Source organism: Streptomyces sp. NPDC048560 (assembly GCF_040650955.1).
GTDB lineage: Bacteria > Actinomycetota > Actinomycetes > Streptomycetales > Streptomycetaceae > Streptomyces.
On the sequence record NZ_JBEZIJ010000001.1, the window covers coordinates 234,584 to 254,836 of the forward strand.

Consider the following 20,253-nt stretch of genomic DNA (forward strand, 5'->3'; position numbering starts at 1 on the left):
CGCGAAAGGGCGGTGCCCCCGGAAATCGGGGTGCACCGCCCTTCGCGCAGCCGGTACGCCGGAAGGTCAGCCTTCGACGCCGAGCTTCTCCAGGATCAGCTCACGCACGCGGGCCGCGTCCGCCTGGCCGCGCGTGGCCTTCATGACCGCGCCGACGAGTGCGCCGGCGGCCGCGACCTTGCCGCCGCGGATCTTGTCCGCGATGGCCGCGTTCGCGGCGATGGCCTCGTCCACGGCCGTGCCCAGAGCGCCCTCGTCCGAGACGACCTTCAGACCGCGCTTCTCGACGACCGCGTCCGGGTCGCCCTCGCCCGCGAGGACGCCCTCCAGGACCTGGCGTGCCAGCTTGTCGTTGAGGTCGCCCTTGACGACGAGCTCGGCGACCCTGGCGACCTGGGCAGGGGTGACACCCAGTTCGTCGAGGGCACGGCCGGTCTCGTTGGCGTTACGGGCGAGCTCGCCCATCCACCACTTGCGGGCCTGGTCGGCCGGAGCGCCCGCCTCGGTCGTGGCGACGATCAGGTCGACCGCGCCGGCGTTGAGGATGGACTGCATGTCGTGCTCGGAGACACCCCACTCCTCCTTGAGCCGCGCGCGGCGCAGCCGCGGCAGCTCCGGGAGGCCCTTGCGGAGCTCCTCGACCCATTCGCGGGCCGGGGCGACGGGCACGAGGTCCGGCTCCGGGAAGTAGCGGTAGTCCTCGGCGTTGTCCTTGATGCGGCCGGCCGTGGTGGAGCCGTCCTCCTCGTGGAAGTGCCGGGTCTCCTGCACGATCGTTCCGCCGGAGTTCAGCACCGCGGCGTGGCGCTGGATCTCGAAGCGGGCGGCACGCTCGACGGAACGCAGGGAGTTCACGTTCTTCGTCTCGGAGCGCGTACCGAACGCCTCCCGGCCGTGGGGCCTCAGCGACAGGTTCACGTCGCAGCGCATCTGGCCCATTTCCATCCGGGCTTCCGAGACACCGAGCGCCTTGATGAGCTCACGGAGCTCGGCGACGTACGCCTTGGCGACCTCGGGGGCGCGTGCGCCGGCACCCTCGATCGGCTTGGTGACGATCTCGATGAGGGGGATGCCCGCACGGTTGTAGTCGAGCAGGGAGTGGGACGCGCCGTGGATACGGCCGGTGGCACCGCCGACGTGCGTCGACTTGCCCGTGTCCTCCTCCATGTGGGCGCGCTCGATCTGCACACGGAAGATCTCGCCGTCCTCCAGCTGGACGTCCAGATAGCCGTCGAAGGCGATCGGCTCGTCGTACTGGGAGGTCTGGAAGTTCTTCGGCATGTCCGGATAGAAGTAGTTCTTCCGGGCGAAGCGGCACCATTCGGCGATCTCGCAGTTCAGCGCGAGGCCGATCTTGATCGCGGACTCGACGCCGATCTCGTTGACGACCGGCAGGGCGCCGGGCATCCCGAGACAGACCGGGCAGGTCTGCGAGTTGGCGTCCTGCTTGAGCTCTGTGGAGCAGCCGCAGAACATCTTGGTCTTGGTGCCGAGCTCGACATGGACTTCGAGGCCCATGACGGGGTCGTACGTCGCGAGGGCGTCCTCGTACGACTCCAGGTCAATGACAGTCACGGTGAAACTTTCCCTCTCAGCCCAGCAGGACGTCGTCGTCGCCGAGACGCTTCAGTTCGCGATAGAGGATCGCGAGGCCGGTGACGATGGCCGCGGCGGACACCGCGGCGTCGATCAGGCGCAGCACGTCGTTGTCGTTGCGCGCGAGCTTCGCCTGCTTGGCGACGCTGATCGCGCCGAACGCGGTGCTGCCGAGCGATACGTACAGCCCGGTCTTCGACTTCTTGAAGTTCGTGGCCTTCTTTGCCATTGCACTCACAGCGACGGAGCCTCCTCAAGCAGCGGGTGCCCCCACTGTTCCACGAAGGCGGCCTCGACGGCGGCTCCGACCTTGTACAGCCGGTCGTCCTTCATGGCGGGAGCGATGATCTGGAGCCCCACCGGAAGCCCGTCCTCGGGGGCCAGGCCGCAGGGCAGCGACATGGCGGAGTTGCCGGCGAGGTTGGTCGGAATGGTGCACAGGTCCGCGAGGTACATCGCCATCGGGTCGTCGGCACGCTCGCCGATCGGGAAGGCGGTGGTGGGCGTCGTCGGCGAGACGATGACGTCCACCTGCTCGAACGCCTTCTCGAAGTCCTGCGTGATCAGCGTGCGGACCTTCTGGGCCGAGCCGTAGTACGCGTCGTAGTAGCCGGAGCTGAGCGCGTACGTACCGAGGATGATGCGGCGCTTGACCTCGTCGCCGAAGCCGGCCTCGCGGGTGAGCGCGGTGACCTCCTCGGCGGACTTCGTACCGTCGTCGCCGACCCGCAGGCCGTAACGCATGGCGTCGAAGCGGGCCAGGTTCGACGAGCACTCCGACGGCGCGATCAGGTAGTACGCCGACAGCGCGAGGTCGAAGGACGGGCAGTCCAGCTCCACGATCGTGGCACCGAGCGACTTCAGCAGCTCGACCGACTCGTTGAAGCGCTGGACGACACCGGCCTGGTAGCCCTCGCCCGAGAACTGCTTCACGACGCCGACGCGCATTCCCTCGACGGAGCCGTTGCGGGCGGCCTCGACGACCGGCGGGACGGGGGCGTCGATGGACGTGGAGTCCATCGGGTCGTGTCCCGCGATGACCTCGTGGAGCAGGGCCGCGTCCAGGACCGTACGGGCGCAGGGGCCGCCCTGGTCGAGGGAGCTGGAGAACGCCACCATGCCGTACCGGGAGACGCCGCCGTAGGTGGGCTTGACGCCGACGGTGCCGGTGACGGACGCGGGCTGGCGGATGGAACCGCCGGTGTCCGTACCGATGGCGAGCGGGGCCTCGTAGGACGCGAGCGCGGCCGAGGAGCCGCCGCCCGAGCCGCCCGGGATCCGGGTGAGGTCCCACGGGTTGCCGGTGGGGCCGTAGGCGCTGTTCTCGGTGGAGGACCCCATGGCGAACTCGTCCATGTTGGTCTTGCCGAGGATGACGACGTCGGCGGCCCTGAGCTTCTGGGTCAGCGTCGCGTCGTACGGCGGGATCCACCCCTCGAGGATCTTCGATCCCACGGTGGTCGGCATGTCCTTCGTGGTGAAGATGTCCTTCAGCGCGAGCGGGACGCCGGCCAGCGGGCCGAGCTTCTCGCCCGCGGCCTTCTTCGCGTCGACGGCGCGGGCCTGCGCGAGCGCGCCCTCGCGGTCGACGTGCAGGAAGGCGTGGACCTTCTCGTCGATCGCGTCGATCCGGGCCAGGTGGGCCTCGGTGACCTCGACGGCCGTGAGCTCGCCCGAAGCGATCTTCGCGGCGATCTCGGCTGCGGTCAGCTTGATGATGGTGCTGATGTCCGTCATGACTTTTAGTCCTCCCCCAGGATCTGCGGCACCTTGAAACGCTGCTGCTCCTGGGCCGGGGCGCCGGAGAGCGCCTGCGCGGGGGTGAGCGACGGACGGACCTCGTCCGCGCGCATGACGTTGGTCAGCGGCAGCGGGTGGGAGGTCGGCGGTACGTCTTGGTCGGCGACCTCGGAGACGCGGGCGACCGCGCCGATGATGTCGTCGAGCTGACCGGCGAAGTGATCGAGCTCTTCGCCCTTCAGCTCCAGACGCGCCAGCCGGGCGAGGTGGGCGACCTCCTCGCGCGTGATGCCAGGCATGCAGCGATCCTCAGGGTTCGGTGTGTGGTTTTGGCCCAATCCTATGGGGTCGCCCGCGTCACGATTTCAAGCCCGCCCGGGCAGGCCCGTCAGGCAGCCCCTGCCACCCGCTGAGGCGCTTGCGGCGATTGAGGACAAAGCGCCCACCACGGGTCCCCTCGCGGGCCCGCCCGCACGCCCCGCCGCGTCAGGCCGTCGCGGGGCCGGACACCGCTCGCCCCGTGGGCCGGTGCTCCAGCTCGGGGACCCCTGCCACCCCTCCCGCCGCACCCGCCGCCGCTGCCCTGGCCGCGGCCTCCAGCTCCGCGGGACGCCGCCAGCCGTGCTCGCCGCGCGCCCGCAGCCAGGCCGTCGTCTCCTGGGGCGGCATCGCGGCCGCCACCAGCCAGCCCTGGACCGCGTCGCAGTGCAGGTCCCGCAGCCGCTCCCAGGTCTCGTCGTCCTCGACGCCCTCCGCCACGACCAGCAGGCCGAGCGAGTGGGCCAGGTCGATGGTGCAGCGGACGATCTCCGCGTCCTCGTGGTCCACGGCCAGCCGCGCGACGAACGAGCGGTCGATCTTCAGTTCGCTGACCGGCAGCTTCCGCAGGTGGACCAGTGAGGAGTAGCCGGTGCCGAAGTCGTCCAGGGACATCTTCACGCCGTGTCCGGTCAGCCCGGCGAGCGTGTCGGCGGCGCGCTGCGGGTCCTCCAGGAGCACGTGTTCCGTTATCTCCAGCTGAAGGGCGCCGGCCGGCACCCCGTGCCGTGCGAGCCGGGCGGCGACGCTGCCCGCGAAGCCCGGCGTGTGGACGTCGCGCGGGGAGACGTTGACCGCGACCGGGACGTACAGCCCCTGGGCCCGCCAGCGGGCGACCTGGGCCAGCGCCGTCTCCAGGACGTACTCGGTGAGGTGCGGCATCAGGCCCGAGGACTCGGCGATCGCGATGAACTCGTCCGGGGGGACCCGTCCGCGCTCCGGATGCACCCAGCGCACCAGGGCCTCCAGACCGGCGACCTGGCCGTCGAAACGCACCTTCGGCTGGTAGTGAAGCTCCACCTCGCCCGCGTCCAGGGCGCGGCGCAGGTCGCCGAGGAGACCGAGCCGGTCCGGGGTGTTGCTGTCACGCTTCGACTCGTACACCTCGACGCCCGTACGGTCCCGCTTGGCCTGGTACATCGCCACGTCCGCCCGTCTGAGCAGGCCCTCGGCGTCCAGCGCGTGATCGGGATAGACGGCGACGCCCGCGCTCGCCTCCAGCACCAGCGTGAGGCCGTCGAGGTCGAGCGGCGAGGACAGCTCAGCGACCAGGTGACGGGCGACCCGCTGGGCGCTCGTCGTGGAGTCCGCGGCCGGCAGCAGTACGGCGAACTCGTCGCCGCCCAGCCGCGCGACCTCCGCCCCGCGGGGCAGCGCCAGCCGCAGCCGGTCCGCTATCTGCAGGAGCAGCCGGTCCCCGGCCAGATGACCCAGGGTGTCGTTGACGGCCCGGAACCGGTCGAGGTCGATGAGGACGAGCGCCGACCGCGAGCCGACGCTCTCGGCCTCCTCGAGCGCCGTCCAGGTCCTCTCCAGGAGCCACTGGCGGTTGGGAAGTCCGGTCAGCGGGTCCCGCAGCTGCTCCTCGGCCCGTGCGCGGGCGATCCAGAGCGTGGAGTCCAGGGCGATCAGCGGAACCGCGAAGAGCGGCAGCAGGATCGGCATGGCGACCGCGACGACGCAGATCAGCGGGGCGATACCGAGCAGGGCGACCGCCACCAGCCCCTGGCGCAGCAGCGCCGTGCGGGCGATCGTCGGCAGTCCCCCGCCCTGCTGCGCCCTGGCGTACCACAGCAGGACCCGGGTCGCCAGGAGATAGGTGGAGGCGGCGAGCAGGACTTCCGGCAGGGCGTCGATGCCCCAGTCGAGTGGCCGCCAGGGCCGTTCCACGGTCGGCACCTCGCCGAAGGCGGCCAGGACGAGCGCGGCGGCGCCGATGCCGAGTATGTCGACGGCGCCGTGGAGCATCCCCTGCCACCAGCGGTGGCGGCGGGCCGTCCCGACCAGCACCACGACGACCAGGCTGACCAGACCGGCGGGCACCCAGCCGTAGACGAGCAGTACGGCCAGAGTGAGGGCGGCCCCCGAACCGGTGCCGCCCCACCAGCGGTCGCGTCCGAGCGCGACCAGATGACCGACGATGATTCCGGTCAGCAGAGCGAGCGACCAGCCTGCCGTACCGTCCGGGAAGAGTGCGTGCCGGTCCTGCACCGTGCGGTAGAACCCGGTCGCGAGCTGGATGGCCGCGATCGCCACAACGACGGCTCCCACCCGGGGAGTGAGGCCGACGAAACCTTGCAGGCGCGACACCGGTGAGGCGCTCTCGGTCGGTTTCATTCCGTCCCTCTCACAGCCGGCAGTGCAGATGTCACGCCATGGCCGCCGCTGTCATGGCGCTACGGCCCATTTCCCACCACGCAGCCGTGCACGGCAGGTGCACGTTCAACAGTAGGCCGCATAAGGCCTCCACGGGCAGCGCTCTACAGCTCTTGCCCGAATGCGAACCGACGGCCCGTCAGCCTCTGCTATGCGCCGAACGGGTGACATCGGCCGACAAGCCGGGGCCACCCGCGCCCTCTTGTCCGCCTTCTTCCCCTCTCCCCCCGCGGCCACTCACTGACGGCGTGTCGATGGCATATCGATCGGTCCGGAGCCCGGTCGGATATCGGGTCAGGTAGGGATACGCGGTCATCCCCCGGCCGGAAGCGCTGCCTCACGCGCCGCGTCGGGGCCCTGTCCGAGCAGGACGGCGAAGCCGCCCTCGTCGAGCACGGGCACCTTCAGCTGCATCGCCTTGTCGAACTTGGAGCCCGGGTTGTCGCCCACCACCACGAAGGAGGTCTTCTTGGAGACGGATCCGGTGACCTTCGCCCCCCGGCTCTGGAGTGCCTCCTTGGCGCCGTCCCGGGTGTGGGAGGCCAGCGTGCCGGTCACGACGACGGTGAGCCCTTCCAGCGGGCGCGGACCCTCGTCCTCCCCCGCACCCTCGTCCTCCATCCGGACGCCGGACTCCCGCCACTTGCGCAGGATCTCGCGGTGCCAGTCCTGCGCGAACCACTCCTTGACCGAGGCGGCGATGATGGGACCCACCCCGTCGGCCGCGGCCAGCTCCTCCTGCGACGCCTCGTCGATCCGGTCGATGGAACGGAACTGGCGGGCCAGCTCCTCGGCGGCGACCGGACCGACGTGCCGGATCGAGAGCCCGGTGAGGATGCGGGCCAGCGGCGCGGTCCTGGCGGCGGCGATGCCCTCCAGCATCGCCAGGGCGTTCTTCTTCGGCTCGCCCTGCTGGTTGGCGAAGACCGTCGCGATCTTCTCCTCGCCGGTCTTCGGGTCGCGCTTGGGCAGTCCGCTGTCCTGGTCCAGGACATAGGCCCGGATCGGCAGCAACTGCTCCACCGTCAGACCGAAGAGGTCGCCCTCGTCCAGCAGGGGCGGCTCGGCCGGCTCCAGCGGCTTGGTCAGGGCCGCCGCCGCCACATAACCGAAGTGGTCGATGTCCAGGCACTTGCGGCCCGCGAGATAGGCGACGCGTTCACGCAACTGGGCCGGGCAGGAACGTGCGTTGGGGCAGCGGAGGTCGATGTCGGCCTCCTTCATCGGGCGCAGCGCGGTCCCGCACTCGGGGCACTCCGACGGCATCACGAACGGCCGCTCGCTGCCGTCGCGCAGGTCCACGACCGGTCCCAGAATCTCCGGGATGACGTCGCCCGCCTTGCGCAGCACCACGGTGTCACCGATGAGGACGCCCTTCGCCCTCACCACGTTCTGGTTGTGCAGGGTGGCGAACTCGACCTCGGAACCGGCCACTTCGACCGGCTCGACCTGGGCATACGGGGTGACCCGGCCGGTGCGACCGACACCGACCCGGATGTTCACCAGCTTGGTGTTGACCTCCTCCGGCGCGTACTTCCAGGCGATCGCCCAGCGCGGGGCGCGCGAGGTGGAGCCCAGCCGGCCCTGGAGCGGGATCTCGTCGAGCTTGACGACGACGCCGTCGATCTCGTGCTCCACCGAATGCCGGTGCTCGCCGAAGTGGGCGATGAACTCCCTTACGCCGTCGATGGAGTCGACGACCTTGTTGTGCCTGGCTGTGGGCAGGCCCCACTCCCGCAGCAGTTCGTAGGCCTGCGACAGCCGGTCGATGTCGAAGCCCTCACGGGCCCCGATGCCGTGCACCACCATGTGCAGCGGGCGGGAGGCGGTGACCTTGGGCTCCTTCTGGCGCAGGGAGCCCGCCGCGGCGTTGCGCGGATTGGCGAAGGGTTTGTCGCCGGCCTCCACCAGCCGGGCGTTGAGCCCTTCGAAGGCCTCCATGGGGAAGAACACCTCCCCGCGGATCTCGACCAGCTCCGGAATCCGCTCACCCCGCAGCCGGTGCGGGATCTCGGCGATCGTACGGACGTTGGGGGTGATGTCCTCGCCCGTGCGGCCGTCGCCACGGGTCGCCGCGCGGGTCAGCCTGCCGTGCTCGTAGGTGAGGTTGACGGCGAGGCCGTCCACCTTGAGCTCGCACAGGAAGTGGTATCCGCCGGTGCCGACGTCCCTGGCGACGCGCTCCGCCCAGGCCGCCAGCTCCAGGTCGTCGAAGGCGTTGTCCAGCGAGAGCATCCGTTCGCGGTGCTCGACGGAGGTGAACTCCGTGCGGTACGGCCCGGCTACCTTCTGGGTCGGTGAATCCGGCGTACGCAGCTGCGGATACCGCTCCTCGATCTCTTCCAGCTCGCGCATCAGCCGGTCGAACTCGGCGTCGCTGACGACCGGCTGGTCCTTCACGTAGTACCGGAAGCGGTGCTCCTCGACCTGCTCGGCAAGGAGTGCGTGCCGCTCCTGCGCCTCCGCCGGCACCGCGATCTGCTGCGCCTGCTCTTCGCCGGCCATCGTCCTGTCCTCCCGTTGACCCGTGCCCCGTTACTCAGGGTTGTCTGCGAGCGATCTCGCGGCCCGGGCGCAGTGGGCGAGCGCGGCACGCGCGTACGCGGGCGAAGCCCCCGCGAGCCCGCACGACGGAGTGAGCACGACGGACTCGGCGAGAGTCCCCGGATTCAGCCCCAGCCTGCTCCACAGCGTCCTGACACCCATGACGCTACCGCCAGGGTCCGACAATCCGTCCGAGGCCGCGTCGGTGCCGGGCACCACGCCCAGGAACAGCTGGGTGCCGCCCTCGACGGCTTCCCCGATCGCCTCCTCCTCACGCTCGGTGAGGAGTGAGAAGTCGAGCGAGACGGCGTCCGCGCCTGCCCGGCGCAGCAGCGCGAGGGGCACCTCGGGCGCGCACGAGTGGACGACGGTCGGTGCCTCCCCGTTCACCGCCAGCACGTCACGCAGCCCCGCCTCCACGACCTGCCGGTCCACGGCCCGGTAGGTGCGGTAGCCGCTGGCCGACCTGACCCGCCCCAGCAGCACGGCGGTCAGGGAGGGCTCGTCGAGCTGGAGCACCACCTCGGCGCCCGGCACCCTGCGCCGCACGTCGGCGAGGTGCCCGCGCAGCCCCTCGGCCAGCGAACCCGCCAGGTCACGGCAGGCGCCCGGGTCCCCGAGCATGGCCTCGCCGCCCCGCAGTTCCAGTCCGGCGGCCAGCGTCCACGGGCCGACGGCCTGGACCTTGACCAGCCCCTCGTAGCCCTGGGTGAACTCCTCCAGCGCGTCCAGGTCCTCGCCGAGCCAGGAGCGGGCCCGGCGGGTGTCGCGCCCCGGCCGGTCACTGATGCGCCATCCGCTCGGCTCGACGTGGCCGAACATCTCGACGAGCATCCCGATGGTCCGCCCGGTCATGTCGGCGCCGGGGCCGCGGGCGGGCAGTTCCGCCAGATACGGCATTCCCTGGCCGTCGGCGAAGGACCCGGTGACGGTCCTGGCCGCCTCCCGGGCGTCGCCTCCCGGCATGGACCCGATTCCGGTGGCCGGGCACCCGCTGAACTTGCTCTTCTCGCTCACGCCGGAAGCCTACGGCCCACACCCGGCAGGCTCCGTCAGCGGCCGGGGCGGACCGTCAGGTCGTTGACCTCGGCGTCGCGCGGCAGGTCGATGGCCATCAGGATCGTGGCGGCCACCGACTCGGGGTCGATCCAGCGCGAGGCGTCGTACTCCTTGCCCTCCTGTTGGTGGACCTTCGCCTGCATGGGGCTCGCCGTGCGGCCCGGGTAGACGGAGGTCACCCGTACGCCGTTGCCGTGCTCCTCGTGGCGCAGCGAGTCGGCGAGGGCCTTCAGGCCGTGCTTGCTCGCCGCGTACGCGCCCCACTCTGCGTGCGCGTTGAGCCCGGCGCCCGAGTTGACGAAGAGGACGTGGCCCTGGCTCACGCGCAGCTGCGGCAGCAGCAGGCGGGTGATCTCCGCGGGGGCGACCAGGTTGGCGTTGAGCTGGAAGTGCCATGCCTTGGGCGTCAGGTCGCCGATCGGGCCGAGCTCGACGACGCCCGCGATGTGCTGGAGCGAGTCGAGCCGGTCCGGCATGGTCTGCTGCCCGAACGCCCAGGAGAGACGGTCGGGGTTGCCGAGGTCGCCGACGAGCGTGCGCGCACCCGGGTACAGGGCGGCCAGCTCCCTGGCGCGGCCCGCGTCGCGGGCCAGCAGCCAGAGTTCGTCACCGCGCTCCTGGAGGCGGCGGGCGACGGCTGCCCCGATGCCGGAACCGGCACCGGTGATGAGATGAGTAGGCATGGCACCCATGCTCCCATCACCCGGTCCCGTCATCGCACCCCGGCGGACTCCTCCAGATAGGCGAGGGCACCCACGCCGTCCTCCGCGAAGAAGACCAGGTCGGTGAGCGGCATCGGCAGGAAGCCCTCCTCCTCCATGCGCCGGAACTGCTCGCGCAGCCCGTCGTAGAAGCCGGCGGTGTTCAGCAGGACGACGGGCTTGGTGTGCTTGCCGTGCTTCTTGAGCTCCAGGATCTCCGTGGCCTCGTCCAGCGTCCCCGTCCCGCCGACCATGATCACGACGGCGTCGGACTTCTCCAGCAGCAGGGCCTTGCGCTCGGCCAGGTCGCGCGCGATCACCATCTCGTCGGCGTTCACGCGCGCCTTGGCGGCCAGGAAGTCCACCGATACGCCGACGAGCCGCCCGCCGGACTCCTGCACGCCGTCGGCGACGACCTTCATGAGTCCGCTCTCGGAGCCTCCCCAGACCAGGGTGTGCCCTCCCTTGCCGAGCAGTTCGGCGAATTCCCGGGCGGGCCGGGTGTAGCGGACGTCGAGGTCGGCGGCGGAGAGGAAGACACAGATGTTCATGCGCTCACGGTACGAGCCGCACCGGCAGTTCACAGGGGTGGGGTGCGGGCGGGGAAGAATCCGGCCGCTCCCGCCGCTGTTGTCCGTATGACTTCCCTGCGAGGACACCGCATCACCGTGGAGCCCGGAACCGAGCACGTGCGGGCGGTGCGCGACGGACAGGTGCTCGCCGAGAGCCGGCGCCCGCTCGTGCTGCGCGAGACGGGCTGCCCGGTCCGCTACTACCTGCCGCCCGACGACGTCCGTACGGAGCTGCTGACGCCTTCGGACTCCCGTACGCACTGTCCGTTCAAGGGCGACGCCTCCTACTGGTCGCGGCCCGGCGCCACGGACCTGGTGTGGGCCTATCCGGATCCCAGACCCGAAGTCGCCGCGATCAAGGACCACTTCTGCTTCTACGACACCGAGATCGTCGCCGATTGATCACCGACCGTCCGTCAGCACGCCTGCCCGTCATGGGAATTGAAGTTCTCCGAGAACTTCTCGGCCGCAGCGATGAGTTTCCGCGGGCGGCGCGGTCCACCCTCACATGGACAAGACTCCCTCGCGCGACGGCACCACGATCGCGTACCGCCGCCAGGGCGGCGGGCCGCCGCTGATCCTGGTCGGCGGGGCGCTGAGCACCGCGGCGACCGACGCTCCGCTGGCATCCCTGCTGGCGCCGCACTTCACGGTCGTCACGTACGACCGCCGGGGGCGCGGCTCCAGTGGTGACGGCGGGCCGTACTCGGTGCGGCGCGAGATCGAGGACCTGGCCGCACTGATCGGGGCGGTGGGCGGCGCCGCATCGGTCTTCGGGATGCTCTCCGGCGGGGCGCTGGCCCTGGAGGCCCAGGCGGCGGGTCTGCCCGTCGGCCTGCTGGCGGTGTACGAGCCGCCGTACACGCCGGGACCGGGCGGTCTGCTGTTCAAGGCCCGCTGCACCGCGCGCCTGCACCGACTGCTGTCGGCGGGCGACCGGGGCGGGGCCGTGGAGCTGTTCCTGTCCATGACGGGCGTCGGACAGGAGACGATCGGCCGGATGCGGTCCGCGCCCCTGTGGCGCGGCCTGGAGTCGGTGGCCCACACTCTCGCGTACGACGACGCCCTGCTCGGTGACGGCGCCGTACCGTCGGACCGGCTCGCGTCCGTCACGGCCCGCACCCTGGTGGTCTGCGGCGGCTTCAGCCCCGCGCAGGTCCGTACGACGGCCCACGCCCTCGCGGACGCGGTCCCCAGGGGCCGTCACCGCACCCTGACGGGTCAGACGCGCGAGCTGGCTCCCCAGGTGATCGCCCCCGTCCTCGCGGACTTCTTCGGGAAGGACGCGTACCTGCCCCAAGCCTCGTGACCCGGCGGGCGGTCAGCTCGCCCGGGCGGTCTCCCGGCGCACTGTCGTCGCGATGGTGGCCGAGCCGACCACCCGCGTCCCGTCGTACAGCACGACAGCCTGGCCGGGGGCCACGCCACGTACCGGCTCGGTGAACGAGACGTGCAGCGTGCCGTCGATCAGTTCGGCACCGGCCTCGGTCTCGCCGCCGTGGGCTCGCAGCTGCGCCGTGTACGTACCGGGGCCCGACGGGGGCGTGCCGCACCAGCGGGGCCTGATGGCCGTCAGCGCGGTGACGTCGAGGGCCTCGACCGGGCCCACCGTCACGGTGTTGTTCACCGGGGAGATGTCCAGGACGTAGCGCGGCTTGCCGTCCGCGGCGGGGTGCCCGATCCGCAGGCCCTTGCGCTGGCCGATGGTGAATCCGAAGGCGCCGTCGTGCGTGCCGAGCTTGGCGCCCGCCTCGTCGAGGATGTCGCCCTCCGCCTTGCCGCCCAGGCGGTCGGCGAGGAAGCCCTGGGTGTCGCCGTCGGCGATGAAGCAGATGTCGTGGCTGTCGGGCTTCTTCGCGACGGCCAGACCGCGGCGCTCGGCCTCGGCGCGGATCTCCTCCTTGGTGGTGAGGGTGTCACCGAGCGGGAACATCGCGTGGGCGAGCTGCTTCTCGTCCAGGACCCCGAGCACGTAGCTCTGGTCCTTGGCCATGTCGGACGCGCGGTGAAGTTCGCGGCTGCCGTCCTCGTTCAGCACGACGGTGGCGTAGTGGCCGGTGCACACGGCGTCGAAGCCGAGGGCGAGGGCCTTGTCCAGGAGCGCGGCGAACTTGATCTTCTCGTTGCAGCGCAGGCACGGGTTGGGGGTGCGGCCCGCCTCGTACTCGGCGACGAAGTCCTCCACGACGTCCTCGCGGAAGCGTTCCGCCAGGTCCCAGACGTAGAAGGGGATGCCGATGACGTCCGCCGCCCGGCGGGCGTCACGGGAGTCCTCGATGGTGCAGCAGCCGCGTGCTCCGGTGCGGAAGGACTGCGGATTCGCGGAAAGGGCGAGGTGCACACCGGTCACGTCGTGCCCTGCCTCGGCGGCGCGGGCCGCGGCGACGGCGGAGTCGACACCGCCCGACATGGCGGCGAGGACACGGAGGGGGCGCTGAGAAGTCTGAGTCATAGCCTCACCAGGGTACGGGTCGCCGGGAACCGAATGCTCGCGGATAAGCGTTGTCGATCACATGGGGACCAGAGGAAGCGCTGCGGCGAAGGGCTCGAAGCCCGCGCGCGGCATCGGCCGGCGCGCTGTACTGATCGGCGGCGCGGTGACGGCCGTGGGCACGGCCGCACTGGCACGAGACGAGCTGAAACGCGTCTGGTGGCGGGTGCCTGGCGTGCGGAAGCCCCGTAAGGCGGGAGAGCTGGACTTCGCGGCGGCCCAGTGGGTGGCGGCCTCGGAGGCGAACTGGCGGATGGCGGACCGCCCCGACGACTACGGCATAGACCGCGTGATCATCCACGTCACCCAGGGGAGCTTCCGCAGCGCGGTCAGGGTCTTCCAGGACCCCGGGCACGGTGCGGCGGCGCATTACGTGGTGGGCCAGGACGGCCGGGTGGCGCAGATGATCCGCGAGCTGGACGTGGCGTTCCACGCGGGGAACCGCTCCTACAACGAGCGCAGCATCGGCATCGAGCACGAGGGGTTCGTGGACCGTCCCCGGGATCTCACCCCGGAGATGTACGCGTCGTCGGCGCGCCTGACGGCCGCGATATGCGAGCGGTACGGGATCCCCGTCGACCGCGAGCACATCATCGGGCACGTGGAGGTCCCGGGCACGGACCACACGGACCCGGGACCGCACTGGGACTGGGACCGCTACCTGAAGCTCGTCCGGGCGGTGCGGCCGTCCCCGTCGAAGGGCGCCGCTAGCTGAGGCCCGCCGACCTGGCGCGCTCCACCGCCGGGCCGATCGCGCGGGCCACCTCCTCGACGTCCTTCCTGGTCGAGGAGTGGCCGAGCGAGAAGCGCAGGGTGCCGCGGGCCAGGTCCGGATCGGTGCCGGTCGCCAGGAGTACGTGGCTGGGCTGGGCGACGCCGGCCGTGCACGCGGAGCCGGTGGAGCATTCGATGCCCTGTGCGTCCAGGAGCAGGAGGAGGGAGTCGCCCTCGCAGCCCGGGAAGGTGAAGTGGGCGTTGGCGGGGAGCCGGCCGCCCGGGGCCGGATCGCCGCCGAGGACGGCGTCGGGCACGGCCGAGCGCACGGCTGCCACGAGCTCGTCCCGGAGCGCGCCGATCCGGTGGGCGAAGTCCTCGCGCCCCTCGGCGGCGAGCCGCCCGGCGACGGCGAAGGACGCGACGGCCGGCACGTCGAGGGTGCCGGAGCGCACATGGCGTTCCTGTCCGCCGCCGTGCAGGACGGGCACGGGGGTGTACTCGCGGCCCAGGAGCAGCGCCCCGATTCCGAACGGGCCGCCGATCTTGTGGGCGCTGACGGTCATCGCCGCCAGTCCCGAGCGGGCGAAGTCGACTTCGAGCTGACCGAACGCCTGCACCGCGTCGGCGTGCATCGGCACGTCGAACTCTCGGGCCACTGCGGCCAGTTCACGTACCGGCATGATGGTGCCGATCTCGTTGTTCGCCCACATCACGGTGATCATCGCGACGTCGTCGGGGTCGCGGACGACGGCCTCGCGCAGCGCATCGGGGTGGACGCGTCCGTGGCCGTCGACGGGGAGGTAGTCGACGGTGGCGCCCTCGTGTTCGGCGAGCCAGTGGACGGCGTCCAGTACGGCGTGGTGTTCGACGGGGCTGGCGAGGATCCTCGTGCGGCGGGGGTCGGCGTCGCGGCGGGCCCAGTAGAGGCCCTTCACCGCGAGGTTGTCCGCCTCGGTGCCGCCGGAGGTGAGGACCACCTCGCTGGGCCGTGCGCCGAGGGCGTCGGCGAGGGCTTCTCTCGACTCCTCGACGGTACGGCGGGCCCGGCGCCCGGCGGCGTGGAGGGAGGACGCGTTGCCGGTCGCGGCGAGCTGGGCGGTCATCGCAGCGATCGCTTCCGGAAGCATCGGCGTGGTCGCGGCGTGGTCGAGGTAAGCCATGGTGGGCTCGATTCTACGAGCCGGGGCGTGCCCCGCGTCGGGCGCATCACCGCGGGCCGTCCCGCACGCCCGGGCGCCGTACGGTCCACCCCGCCCCGGAGCCCGGTCCGGTGTGCGGAGTGCGCGTGCGACGCGGCCCTGCTGTCAGCCTCCGAGGCTCCAGGAGACCGTGCCGTTCGCGGTGACGAGGACGGCCAGGACGACGAGGTCGGCGATACCGAGGGCGAGACCGAGCAGGGCGCGGCCGCGGCGGGCGGTGGAACGCGCCAGAGCGATGAGGGCCATGGTGATGGCGACCGGCCCCAGCAGGATGTTCATCACCAGCAGGCCGGTCAGTCCGAGCACGAAGGAGGCGACGGCGAGGCCGTCGGCCTCCCGGCCGCGGGGCCTGCGGGTGTCGCTCGGCGATGCGGGCGGGGTGGTCGTGGAGGATCCGGCGGGCCGGGCACCGGCCGGCTTCCCGGCGGGGCGGGCGAATGCGGTGAGTGTCATGACGGGCTCCTCGGAGGCGAGCGGTGACGACGGGTCAGCGGGTCCGGCGGGCGAGGCGTTCGCGTACCGCGAAGACCGCGAGCCAGCCGCCGATCACGGCGCAGGCGGCCAGCGACACGGCGGGCGGGAGATGGGCGACGGCTCCGAGGACGATCCCCAGGAGCAGCAGTGCGGCGACGAGGACAAACATGTGCGGCCTCTCTGTGAGCGCTTGAGAGTACGAGTGTTCACTGACTCATCAGCCTAAACCGCATGACCCTTCCTTCGTTGGGAGAACGGTTGTTTACTGAATGGCATGAGTCACACCGCCGGCATCCGCCAGGCCCAGAAACTGAAGACGCGCCAGGCGCTGCTGGACGCCGCACTCGGCCTGCTGGAGCACCAGAGCCTGAGCAGCCTCGGGCTGCGTGAGGTGACGCGCGCGGTGGGCGTGGCCCCGACCGCCTTCTACCGCCACTTCGAGGACACGGCGGCGCTCGGCGTGGCCCTGGTCGACGAGACACTGGGCAGCCTGCACGGCATGATCGGCGCGATCCTCGCCGAGACCGGCGACAGCGATGTCCGTCTGGACCGGAGCGTGGAACTGATAGCGCGCCATGTCGACGAGCAGCCTGCCCACTTCCGCTTCATCGCCCGCGAGAAGCACGGGGGCGTCGGACCGGTCCGCGCCGCCATCGCCGCCCAGCTCGCCCTGTTCGCCGAGGAGGTCGCGGCGGCACTGGCCACCGAGCCGAAGTCGGAGGGCTGGAACCAGGAGGACCTGCTGATGCTCGGCGGGCTGTACGTGGACCACATGGTCCTCACAGCGTCCGCCCTCCTGGAGGCGGGACCCGAGGGCCGGCGCGAGGTGATCCGGGTGGCCCGCCGCCGGTTGCGCCTGGTCACCCTGGGCCGGGTGCACTGGCTGGACGAGGGCTCGTAGAGGAGTGCGCACCGCCCGTACCAGGGCGCGGCGCTCACGGGATCGGCACCACCGACGGGAGCGGCGGGCGGGGCCGCTCGCACCCGTGACCGGTCAGAGCCATCCGCTGCGCTGCGCCTGCAGGGCCATCTGGAAGCGGTTCGCGGCGCCCAGCCGGGCCATCAGGATCTGCAGACGGCGGAACAGGGTGCGGCGGCTGACGCCCAGTTCACGGGCGATGACCTCGTCGCTCGCACCGCCCGCGAGGAGCCACAGGAGGCGGCGGTCGGCGGGCGGCAGGCCACCAGGGGCGGTGGTGCGGCCGTGGAACGGCAAGGCGTTCTGCCAGGACTGCTCGAACAGCGCGATGAGCGCGGACAGGAGACCGCAGGGCTGCACGACCAGCATGGTGTGGTGCACGTCGGCCTCTCTGATCGACAGGGACACGAGCGCGTACGCCTCGTCGATGATCACGAGTTTGACCGGCACCGACGGCAGCACCCTGGCCTGTTCGCCCGCCTTGACGCACGGTTCGATGACGTCCTTCAGGCGCCCCGGATGCTCCAGCGACTCCCGCGAGTACACGACGCGCTGCGTCACACCCCGGGCGAGCGTGGCCAGCGCGTCCTCCGTGGTGCCGGGCTGGGTGAAGTACGGCGGAGATTCGAGCTGCCGGATCTGCGTGCGGGCGCTCGCCCAGGCCTGACGGATCCTGCGGCCGACGGCGTCGCCGGTGACGGCCTCGACGAGGTGATCGTCGTACTCGGCGAGGCGCTGCCGCCGGAACGACTCGAACGCGCCCCCGACGGCGATGCGCGACTCCTCCACCTCGGCCGCCCGGTGCCGGGCGAGGACCTCCAGGCCGGCGGCCGGCGGCACGGGGGCCACCACGTCCTCACCCACCTCCGCGGCGCCCGCCAGTCCGGCGTCGACCAGCGCCCCGTACGCCGTGGTGAGTTCCGCGCCGCCCAGACCGGCTGCGGCCCCCACGTCGACGAGCGGAGCGGGAGCCAGCTCCAGCAGCGCCAGATAGACCTGGCCCGCGGCCTGATCGACTCCCAGGAGCCGAAGGGCGTCGCCGAGTTTCTCGTTCGTCATACGCGGCATTATCGACGCCGCCCCCGGACGTGGGTGGCCGATCCGTGCCACTGGCACTCCTGGGCACCGGGCACGCGTCGTGCGGCCTACCGTCCTGGCACCGGCGGTTGCCGGCCATCCCTCCAGAGGAAGGTGTACGACGTGGCGAAGGGCCGGAAGAACGGTCTCTACTCAGGGATCTCCGAGGAACTGTCCGCTCTGATGCGGACGGGCTGGGCGGACACCGAGCAGCACGGCCTGCGGCGCGACGAGCAGGCTCCGTACGCTGCCGTCCGCCGCGAAGCGCTCTCCGCGCTCTTCCCCGGTGAGCGCCTCGTGATCCCCTCCGGGAACCTCAAGGTCCGCTCGAACGACGACACCTACGCGTTCCGCCCGTACTCGGGCTACGTGCACATGTCCGGAGACCGGGCCCGGGACGGCGCCCTCGTCCTCGAACCCCGCGCGGACGGCGGCCACGACGCGTACTGCTACCAGCTGCCGCGCGACAGCAGGACCGACGACGAGTTCTGGACCGGCGCCACGGCCGAACTGTGGATGGGCCGCAGGCGTTCCCTCGCCGAGGCGGAGCTCGTGCTCGGCCTGCCCTGCCGCGACGTCCGCAGGGCTCCGGAGGACCTGGCGGCCGCCTCCGGTGCGCCGACCCGGATCGTGCGCGGCCTCGACCCGTCCCTGGAGGCGGCCGTCACGTCCGAGGAGGAGCGCGACGCCGAGCTGGAAGGGGCGCTCAGCGATCTCCGTCTCGTCAAGGACGCGTGGGAGACCGTCGAGCTCCGCAAGGCGGTCGACTCCACCGTGCGCGGATTCACCGATGTGATCGGCGAGCTCTCCAGGGCGGTCGCGTCGTCCGAGCGGTGGATCGAGGGCACGTTCTTCCGCCGCGCCCGGCTGGAGGGCAACTCCGTCGGCTACGGCTCGATCTGCGCGGCGGGCGAGCACGCCACGATCATGCACTGGACGGACAACGACGGCCCGGTGCGCCCCGGCGACCTGCTCCTGCTCGACGCCGGCGTGGAGACGCACACCCTCTACACCGCCGACGTCACGCGGACGCTTCCGATCGACGGCACCTTCACCCCTCTCCAGCGCACGGTGTACGACGCGGTGTACGAGGCCCAGGAAGCCGGGATGGCCGCCGTCAAGCCGGGTGCCGCCTACCGCGACTTCCATGAGGCGGCCCAGCGCCATCTGGCGGTCCGGCTGGTCGAGTGGGGCTTCATCGAGGGTCCCGCCGAGCGCGCGTACGACCTCGGCCTCCAGCGCCGCTTCACCATGGCGGGCACCGGTCACATGCTCGGCCTGGACGTCCACGACTGCGCGCGGGCCCGGAACGAGGCGTACGTCGACGGAGTGCTGGAGCCCGGCATGGTGCTCACCGTCGAGCCCGGCCTGTACTTCCAGCCGGACGACCTCACCGTGCCGCAGGAGTGGCGCGGCATCGGCGTCAGGATCGAGGACGACCTGCTCGTCACCGAGGACGGCCACGAGAACCTGTCGGCGGGGCTGCCCCGGTCGGCGGACGACGTCGAGGAGTGGATGGCCCGCCTGGCGGGCTGAGCTCCCTGGTGTGCCGCCTCAGCCGCGCGGGGCCCTGGCCAGCTGGCGGGACTGGGCGACCAGGCGGCCCGCGCTGTCCCAGACGTCCGCGTCCTCCTCCAGGAACCCGCCCGCGAGGTTGCGGGTGGTGATGGAGACCCGCAGCGGTCCGGGGGCCGGGCGGCAGCGGATGTGGGTCGTCAGCTCGATCGTGGGCGTCCAGCCCTTGAGGCCGAGTTCGAACGAGGTCGGCGGCATGGCGTCCACCGTGAGCAGCAGGGAGAGCGCGTCCGCGTCGCGGCCGTCCGCCAGGCCGAACCAGCCGCGCATCTCCCCCTTGCCGGACGGGGCGCCGACGGCCCAGCCGACCGTCGCGGGGTCGAGCTTGATGGCGAGGCGCTCGGTGATCGCGGAGCTGCCGGGGATCGGGGCCGGTCCGTCGCCCGTGCCGAGGCAGTTCTCCAGCGGCGGGATCGCGGGCGGCTGCGCCGAGGTGCGGATGTCGTCGGTGAGCGCGTCCAGGTCGCCGTAGGTGGCGAGGACGCGGATGCGCTCCGTCTCGGTGCCGTCCTCCGCGTACTGGAAGAGGGAGGCCTGGCCGGTGGAGAGCGTGCGGCCGGTGCGGACGACCTGCGTACGGATCACCGCGGGGCCCGGCTCGGAGGCGGTGAGGTAGTGCGCCGAGACCGAGAACGGGTCGGCGTGCGGGAGCGCCTGTCCGAGGGCCCGGCCGAGCATGGCCAGCAGGTAACCGCCGTTGACGGCGTGGATGATCGTCCAGCCGGCGGAGAGTTCCGCGTCGTAGACACCTTCCTCGCGCAGCGTGACAGCGGTGTCCCGGTCGAACTCGCTGTCCCCGATGGTTGCCTGCGCCGTCTGCGTCCGCGTTGCCTGTGACATGGGATGCACGGTACACCGATTGTATTACTGAGCGGTAGCTTTTTGCCTCGCCCGA

Annotated in this window: 20 protein-coding genes; 5 read left to right on the top strand and 15 right to left on the bottom strand. The window is 71.5% G+C overall.

The features are described from left to right. Positions 1-66: 66 nt before the first annotated feature. The 9 genes from gatB to AB0C82_RS01045 form a co-directional block, all read right to left on the bottom strand. Positions 67-1,575 (bottom strand): Asp-tRNA(Asn)/Glu-tRNA(Gln) amidotransferase subunit GatB, encoded by a 1,509-nt coding sequence (gene gatB / locus AB0C82_RS01005; RefSeq protein WP_362834968.1) that lies wholly within the window; start codon positions 1,573-1,575, stop codon positions 67-69. Positions 1,576-1,591: 16 nt separating this feature from the next. Beyond that, positions 1,592-1,825 carry a hypothetical protein gene (locus tag AB0C82_RS01010; protein ID WP_362836957.1) on the bottom strand — a complete coding sequence of 78 codons (234 nt, stop codon included), beginning with the start codon at positions 1,823-1,825 and terminating at the stop codon, positions 1,592-1,594. Between the two features lie 5 nt (positions 1,826-1,830). Then, the gene (gatA, locus tag AB0C82_RS01015; RefSeq protein ID WP_362834970.1) at positions 1,831-3,333 is read right to left on the bottom strand and encodes an Asp-tRNA(Asn)/Glu-tRNA(Gln) amidotransferase subunit GatA; all 1,503 of its coding nucleotides are present in this window, start codon (positions 3,331-3,333) and stop codon (positions 1,831-1,833) included. Positions 3,334-3,338: 5 nt separating this feature from the next. Next, positions 3,339-3,635 (bottom strand): Asp-tRNA(Asn)/Glu-tRNA(Gln) amidotransferase subunit GatC, encoded by a 297-nt coding sequence (gatC, locus tag AB0C82_RS01020; RefSeq protein WP_003966094.1) that lies wholly within the window; start codon positions 3,633-3,635, stop codon positions 3,339-3,341. A 187-nt stretch (positions 3,636-3,822) separates the two neighbouring features. Continuing rightward, complete coding sequence (locus AB0C82_RS01025; RefSeq protein ID WP_362834972.1) at positions 3,823-5,991, bottom strand: bifunctional diguanylate cyclase/phosphodiesterase; 2,169 nt, start codon at positions 5,989-5,991, stop codon at positions 3,823-3,825. Between the two features lie 351 nt (positions 5,992-6,342). Beyond that, positions 6,343-8,535: an NAD-dependent DNA ligase LigA gene (ligA, locus tag AB0C82_RS01030; RefSeq protein ID WP_362834974.1), complete on the bottom strand. Its 2,193-nt coding sequence runs from the start codon at positions 8,533-8,535 to the stop codon at positions 6,343-6,345. 30 nt (positions 8,536-8,565) lie between these two features. Continuing rightward, positions 8,566-9,591: a methionine synthase gene (locus AB0C82_RS01035; protein WP_362834976.1), complete on the bottom strand. Its 1,026-nt coding sequence runs from the start codon at positions 9,589-9,591 to the stop codon at positions 8,566-8,568. Between the two features lie 35 nt (positions 9,592-9,626). Then, positions 9,627-10,316, bottom strand: coding sequence for an SDR family oxidoreductase (locus tag AB0C82_RS01040; protein ID WP_362834978.1), 690 nt, complete (start codon positions 10,314-10,316; stop codon positions 9,627-9,629). 29 nt (positions 10,317-10,345) lie between these two features. Further along, complete coding sequence (locus AB0C82_RS01045) at positions 10,346-10,885, bottom strand: TIGR00730 family Rossman fold protein (RefSeq protein WP_362834980.1); 540 nt, start codon at positions 10,883-10,885, stop codon at positions 10,346-10,348. 87 nt (positions 10,886-10,972) lie between these two features. On the opposite strand from AB0C82_RS01045, the gene AB0C82_RS01050 reads away from it, so the two are divergent. Next, positions 10,973-11,308 carry a DUF427 domain-containing protein gene (locus AB0C82_RS01050; RefSeq protein ID WP_362834982.1) on the top strand — a complete coding sequence of 112 codons (336 nt, stop codon included), beginning with the start codon at positions 10,973-10,975 and terminating at the stop codon, positions 11,306-11,308. A gap of 106 nt (positions 11,309-11,414) precedes the next feature. After that, positions 11,415-12,215 carry an alpha/beta hydrolase gene (locus tag AB0C82_RS01055; protein ID WP_362834984.1) on the top strand — a complete coding sequence of 267 codons (801 nt, stop codon included), beginning with the start codon at positions 11,415-11,417 and terminating at the stop codon, positions 12,213-12,215. 12 nt (positions 12,216-12,227) lie between these two features. On the opposite strand, the gene mnmA is transcribed toward AB0C82_RS01055, so the two are convergent. Continuing rightward, positions 12,228-13,358: a tRNA 2-thiouridine(34) synthase MnmA gene (mnmA, locus tag AB0C82_RS01060; RefSeq protein ID WP_362834986.1), complete on the bottom strand. Its 1,131-nt coding sequence runs from the start codon at positions 13,356-13,358 to the stop codon at positions 12,228-12,230. A 61-nt stretch (positions 13,359-13,419) separates the two neighbouring features. Here mnmA and AB0C82_RS01065 point away from each other — a divergent pair, with 61 nt between their 5' ends. Next, positions 13,420-14,112 carry a peptidoglycan recognition family protein gene (locus AB0C82_RS01065; protein WP_362834988.1) on the top strand — a complete coding sequence of 231 codons (693 nt, stop codon included), beginning with the start codon at positions 13,420-13,422 and terminating at the stop codon, positions 14,110-14,112. Here AB0C82_RS01065 and AB0C82_RS01070 read toward each other — a convergent pair. From AB0C82_RS01070 to AB0C82_RS01080, 3 genes are all read right to left on the bottom strand, one after another. After that, on the bottom strand, positions 14,105-15,274 hold the full coding sequence (locus AB0C82_RS01070; protein ID WP_362834990.1) for a cysteine desulfurase family protein: 1,170 nt from the start codon (positions 15,272-15,274) through the stop codon (positions 14,105-14,107). The genes AB0C82_RS01065 and AB0C82_RS01070 overlap by 8 nt on opposite strands. 144 nt (positions 15,275-15,418) lie before the next feature. After that, positions 15,419-15,766 carry a DUF4190 domain-containing protein gene (locus AB0C82_RS01075; protein ID WP_362834992.1) on the bottom strand — a complete coding sequence of 116 codons (348 nt, stop codon included), beginning with the start codon at positions 15,764-15,766 and terminating at the stop codon, positions 15,419-15,421. A 34-nt stretch (positions 15,767-15,800) separates the two neighbouring features. Next, the gene (locus AB0C82_RS01080) at positions 15,801-15,956 is read right to left on the bottom strand and encodes a hypothetical protein (RefSeq protein WP_362834994.1); all 156 of its coding nucleotides are present in this window, start codon (positions 15,954-15,956) and stop codon (positions 15,801-15,803) included. Between the two features lie 105 nt (positions 15,957-16,061). On the opposite strand from AB0C82_RS01080, the gene AB0C82_RS01085 reads away from it, so the two are divergent. Further along, complete coding sequence (locus tag AB0C82_RS01085; RefSeq protein WP_362834996.1) at positions 16,062-16,688, top strand: TetR family transcriptional regulator; 627 nt, start codon at positions 16,062-16,064, stop codon at positions 16,686-16,688. 93 nt (positions 16,689-16,781) lie between these two features. On the opposite strand, the gene AB0C82_RS01090 is transcribed toward AB0C82_RS01085, so the two are convergent. Next, entirely contained in the window at positions 16,782-17,765 is a 984-nt protein-coding gene (locus AB0C82_RS01090; protein ID WP_362834998.1) for a LuxR family transcriptional regulator, read from the bottom strand. A 141-nt stretch (positions 17,766-17,906) separates the two neighbouring features. On the opposite strand from AB0C82_RS01090, the gene AB0C82_RS01095 reads away from it, so the two are divergent. Then, positions 17,907-19,319 (top strand): aminopeptidase P family protein, encoded by a 1,413-nt coding sequence (locus AB0C82_RS01095; protein WP_362835000.1) that lies wholly within the window; start codon positions 17,907-17,909, stop codon positions 19,317-19,319. 18 nt (positions 19,320-19,337) lie between these two features. Here the strand turns inward: AB0C82_RS01095 and AB0C82_RS01100 are convergent, their stop codons facing one another. Beyond that, a complete protein-coding gene (locus AB0C82_RS01100; protein WP_362835002.1) occupies positions 19,338-20,198 on the bottom strand; it encodes a thioesterase family protein in 861 nt (286 codons plus the stop codon). Positions 20,199-20,253: the final 55 nt, after the last annotated feature.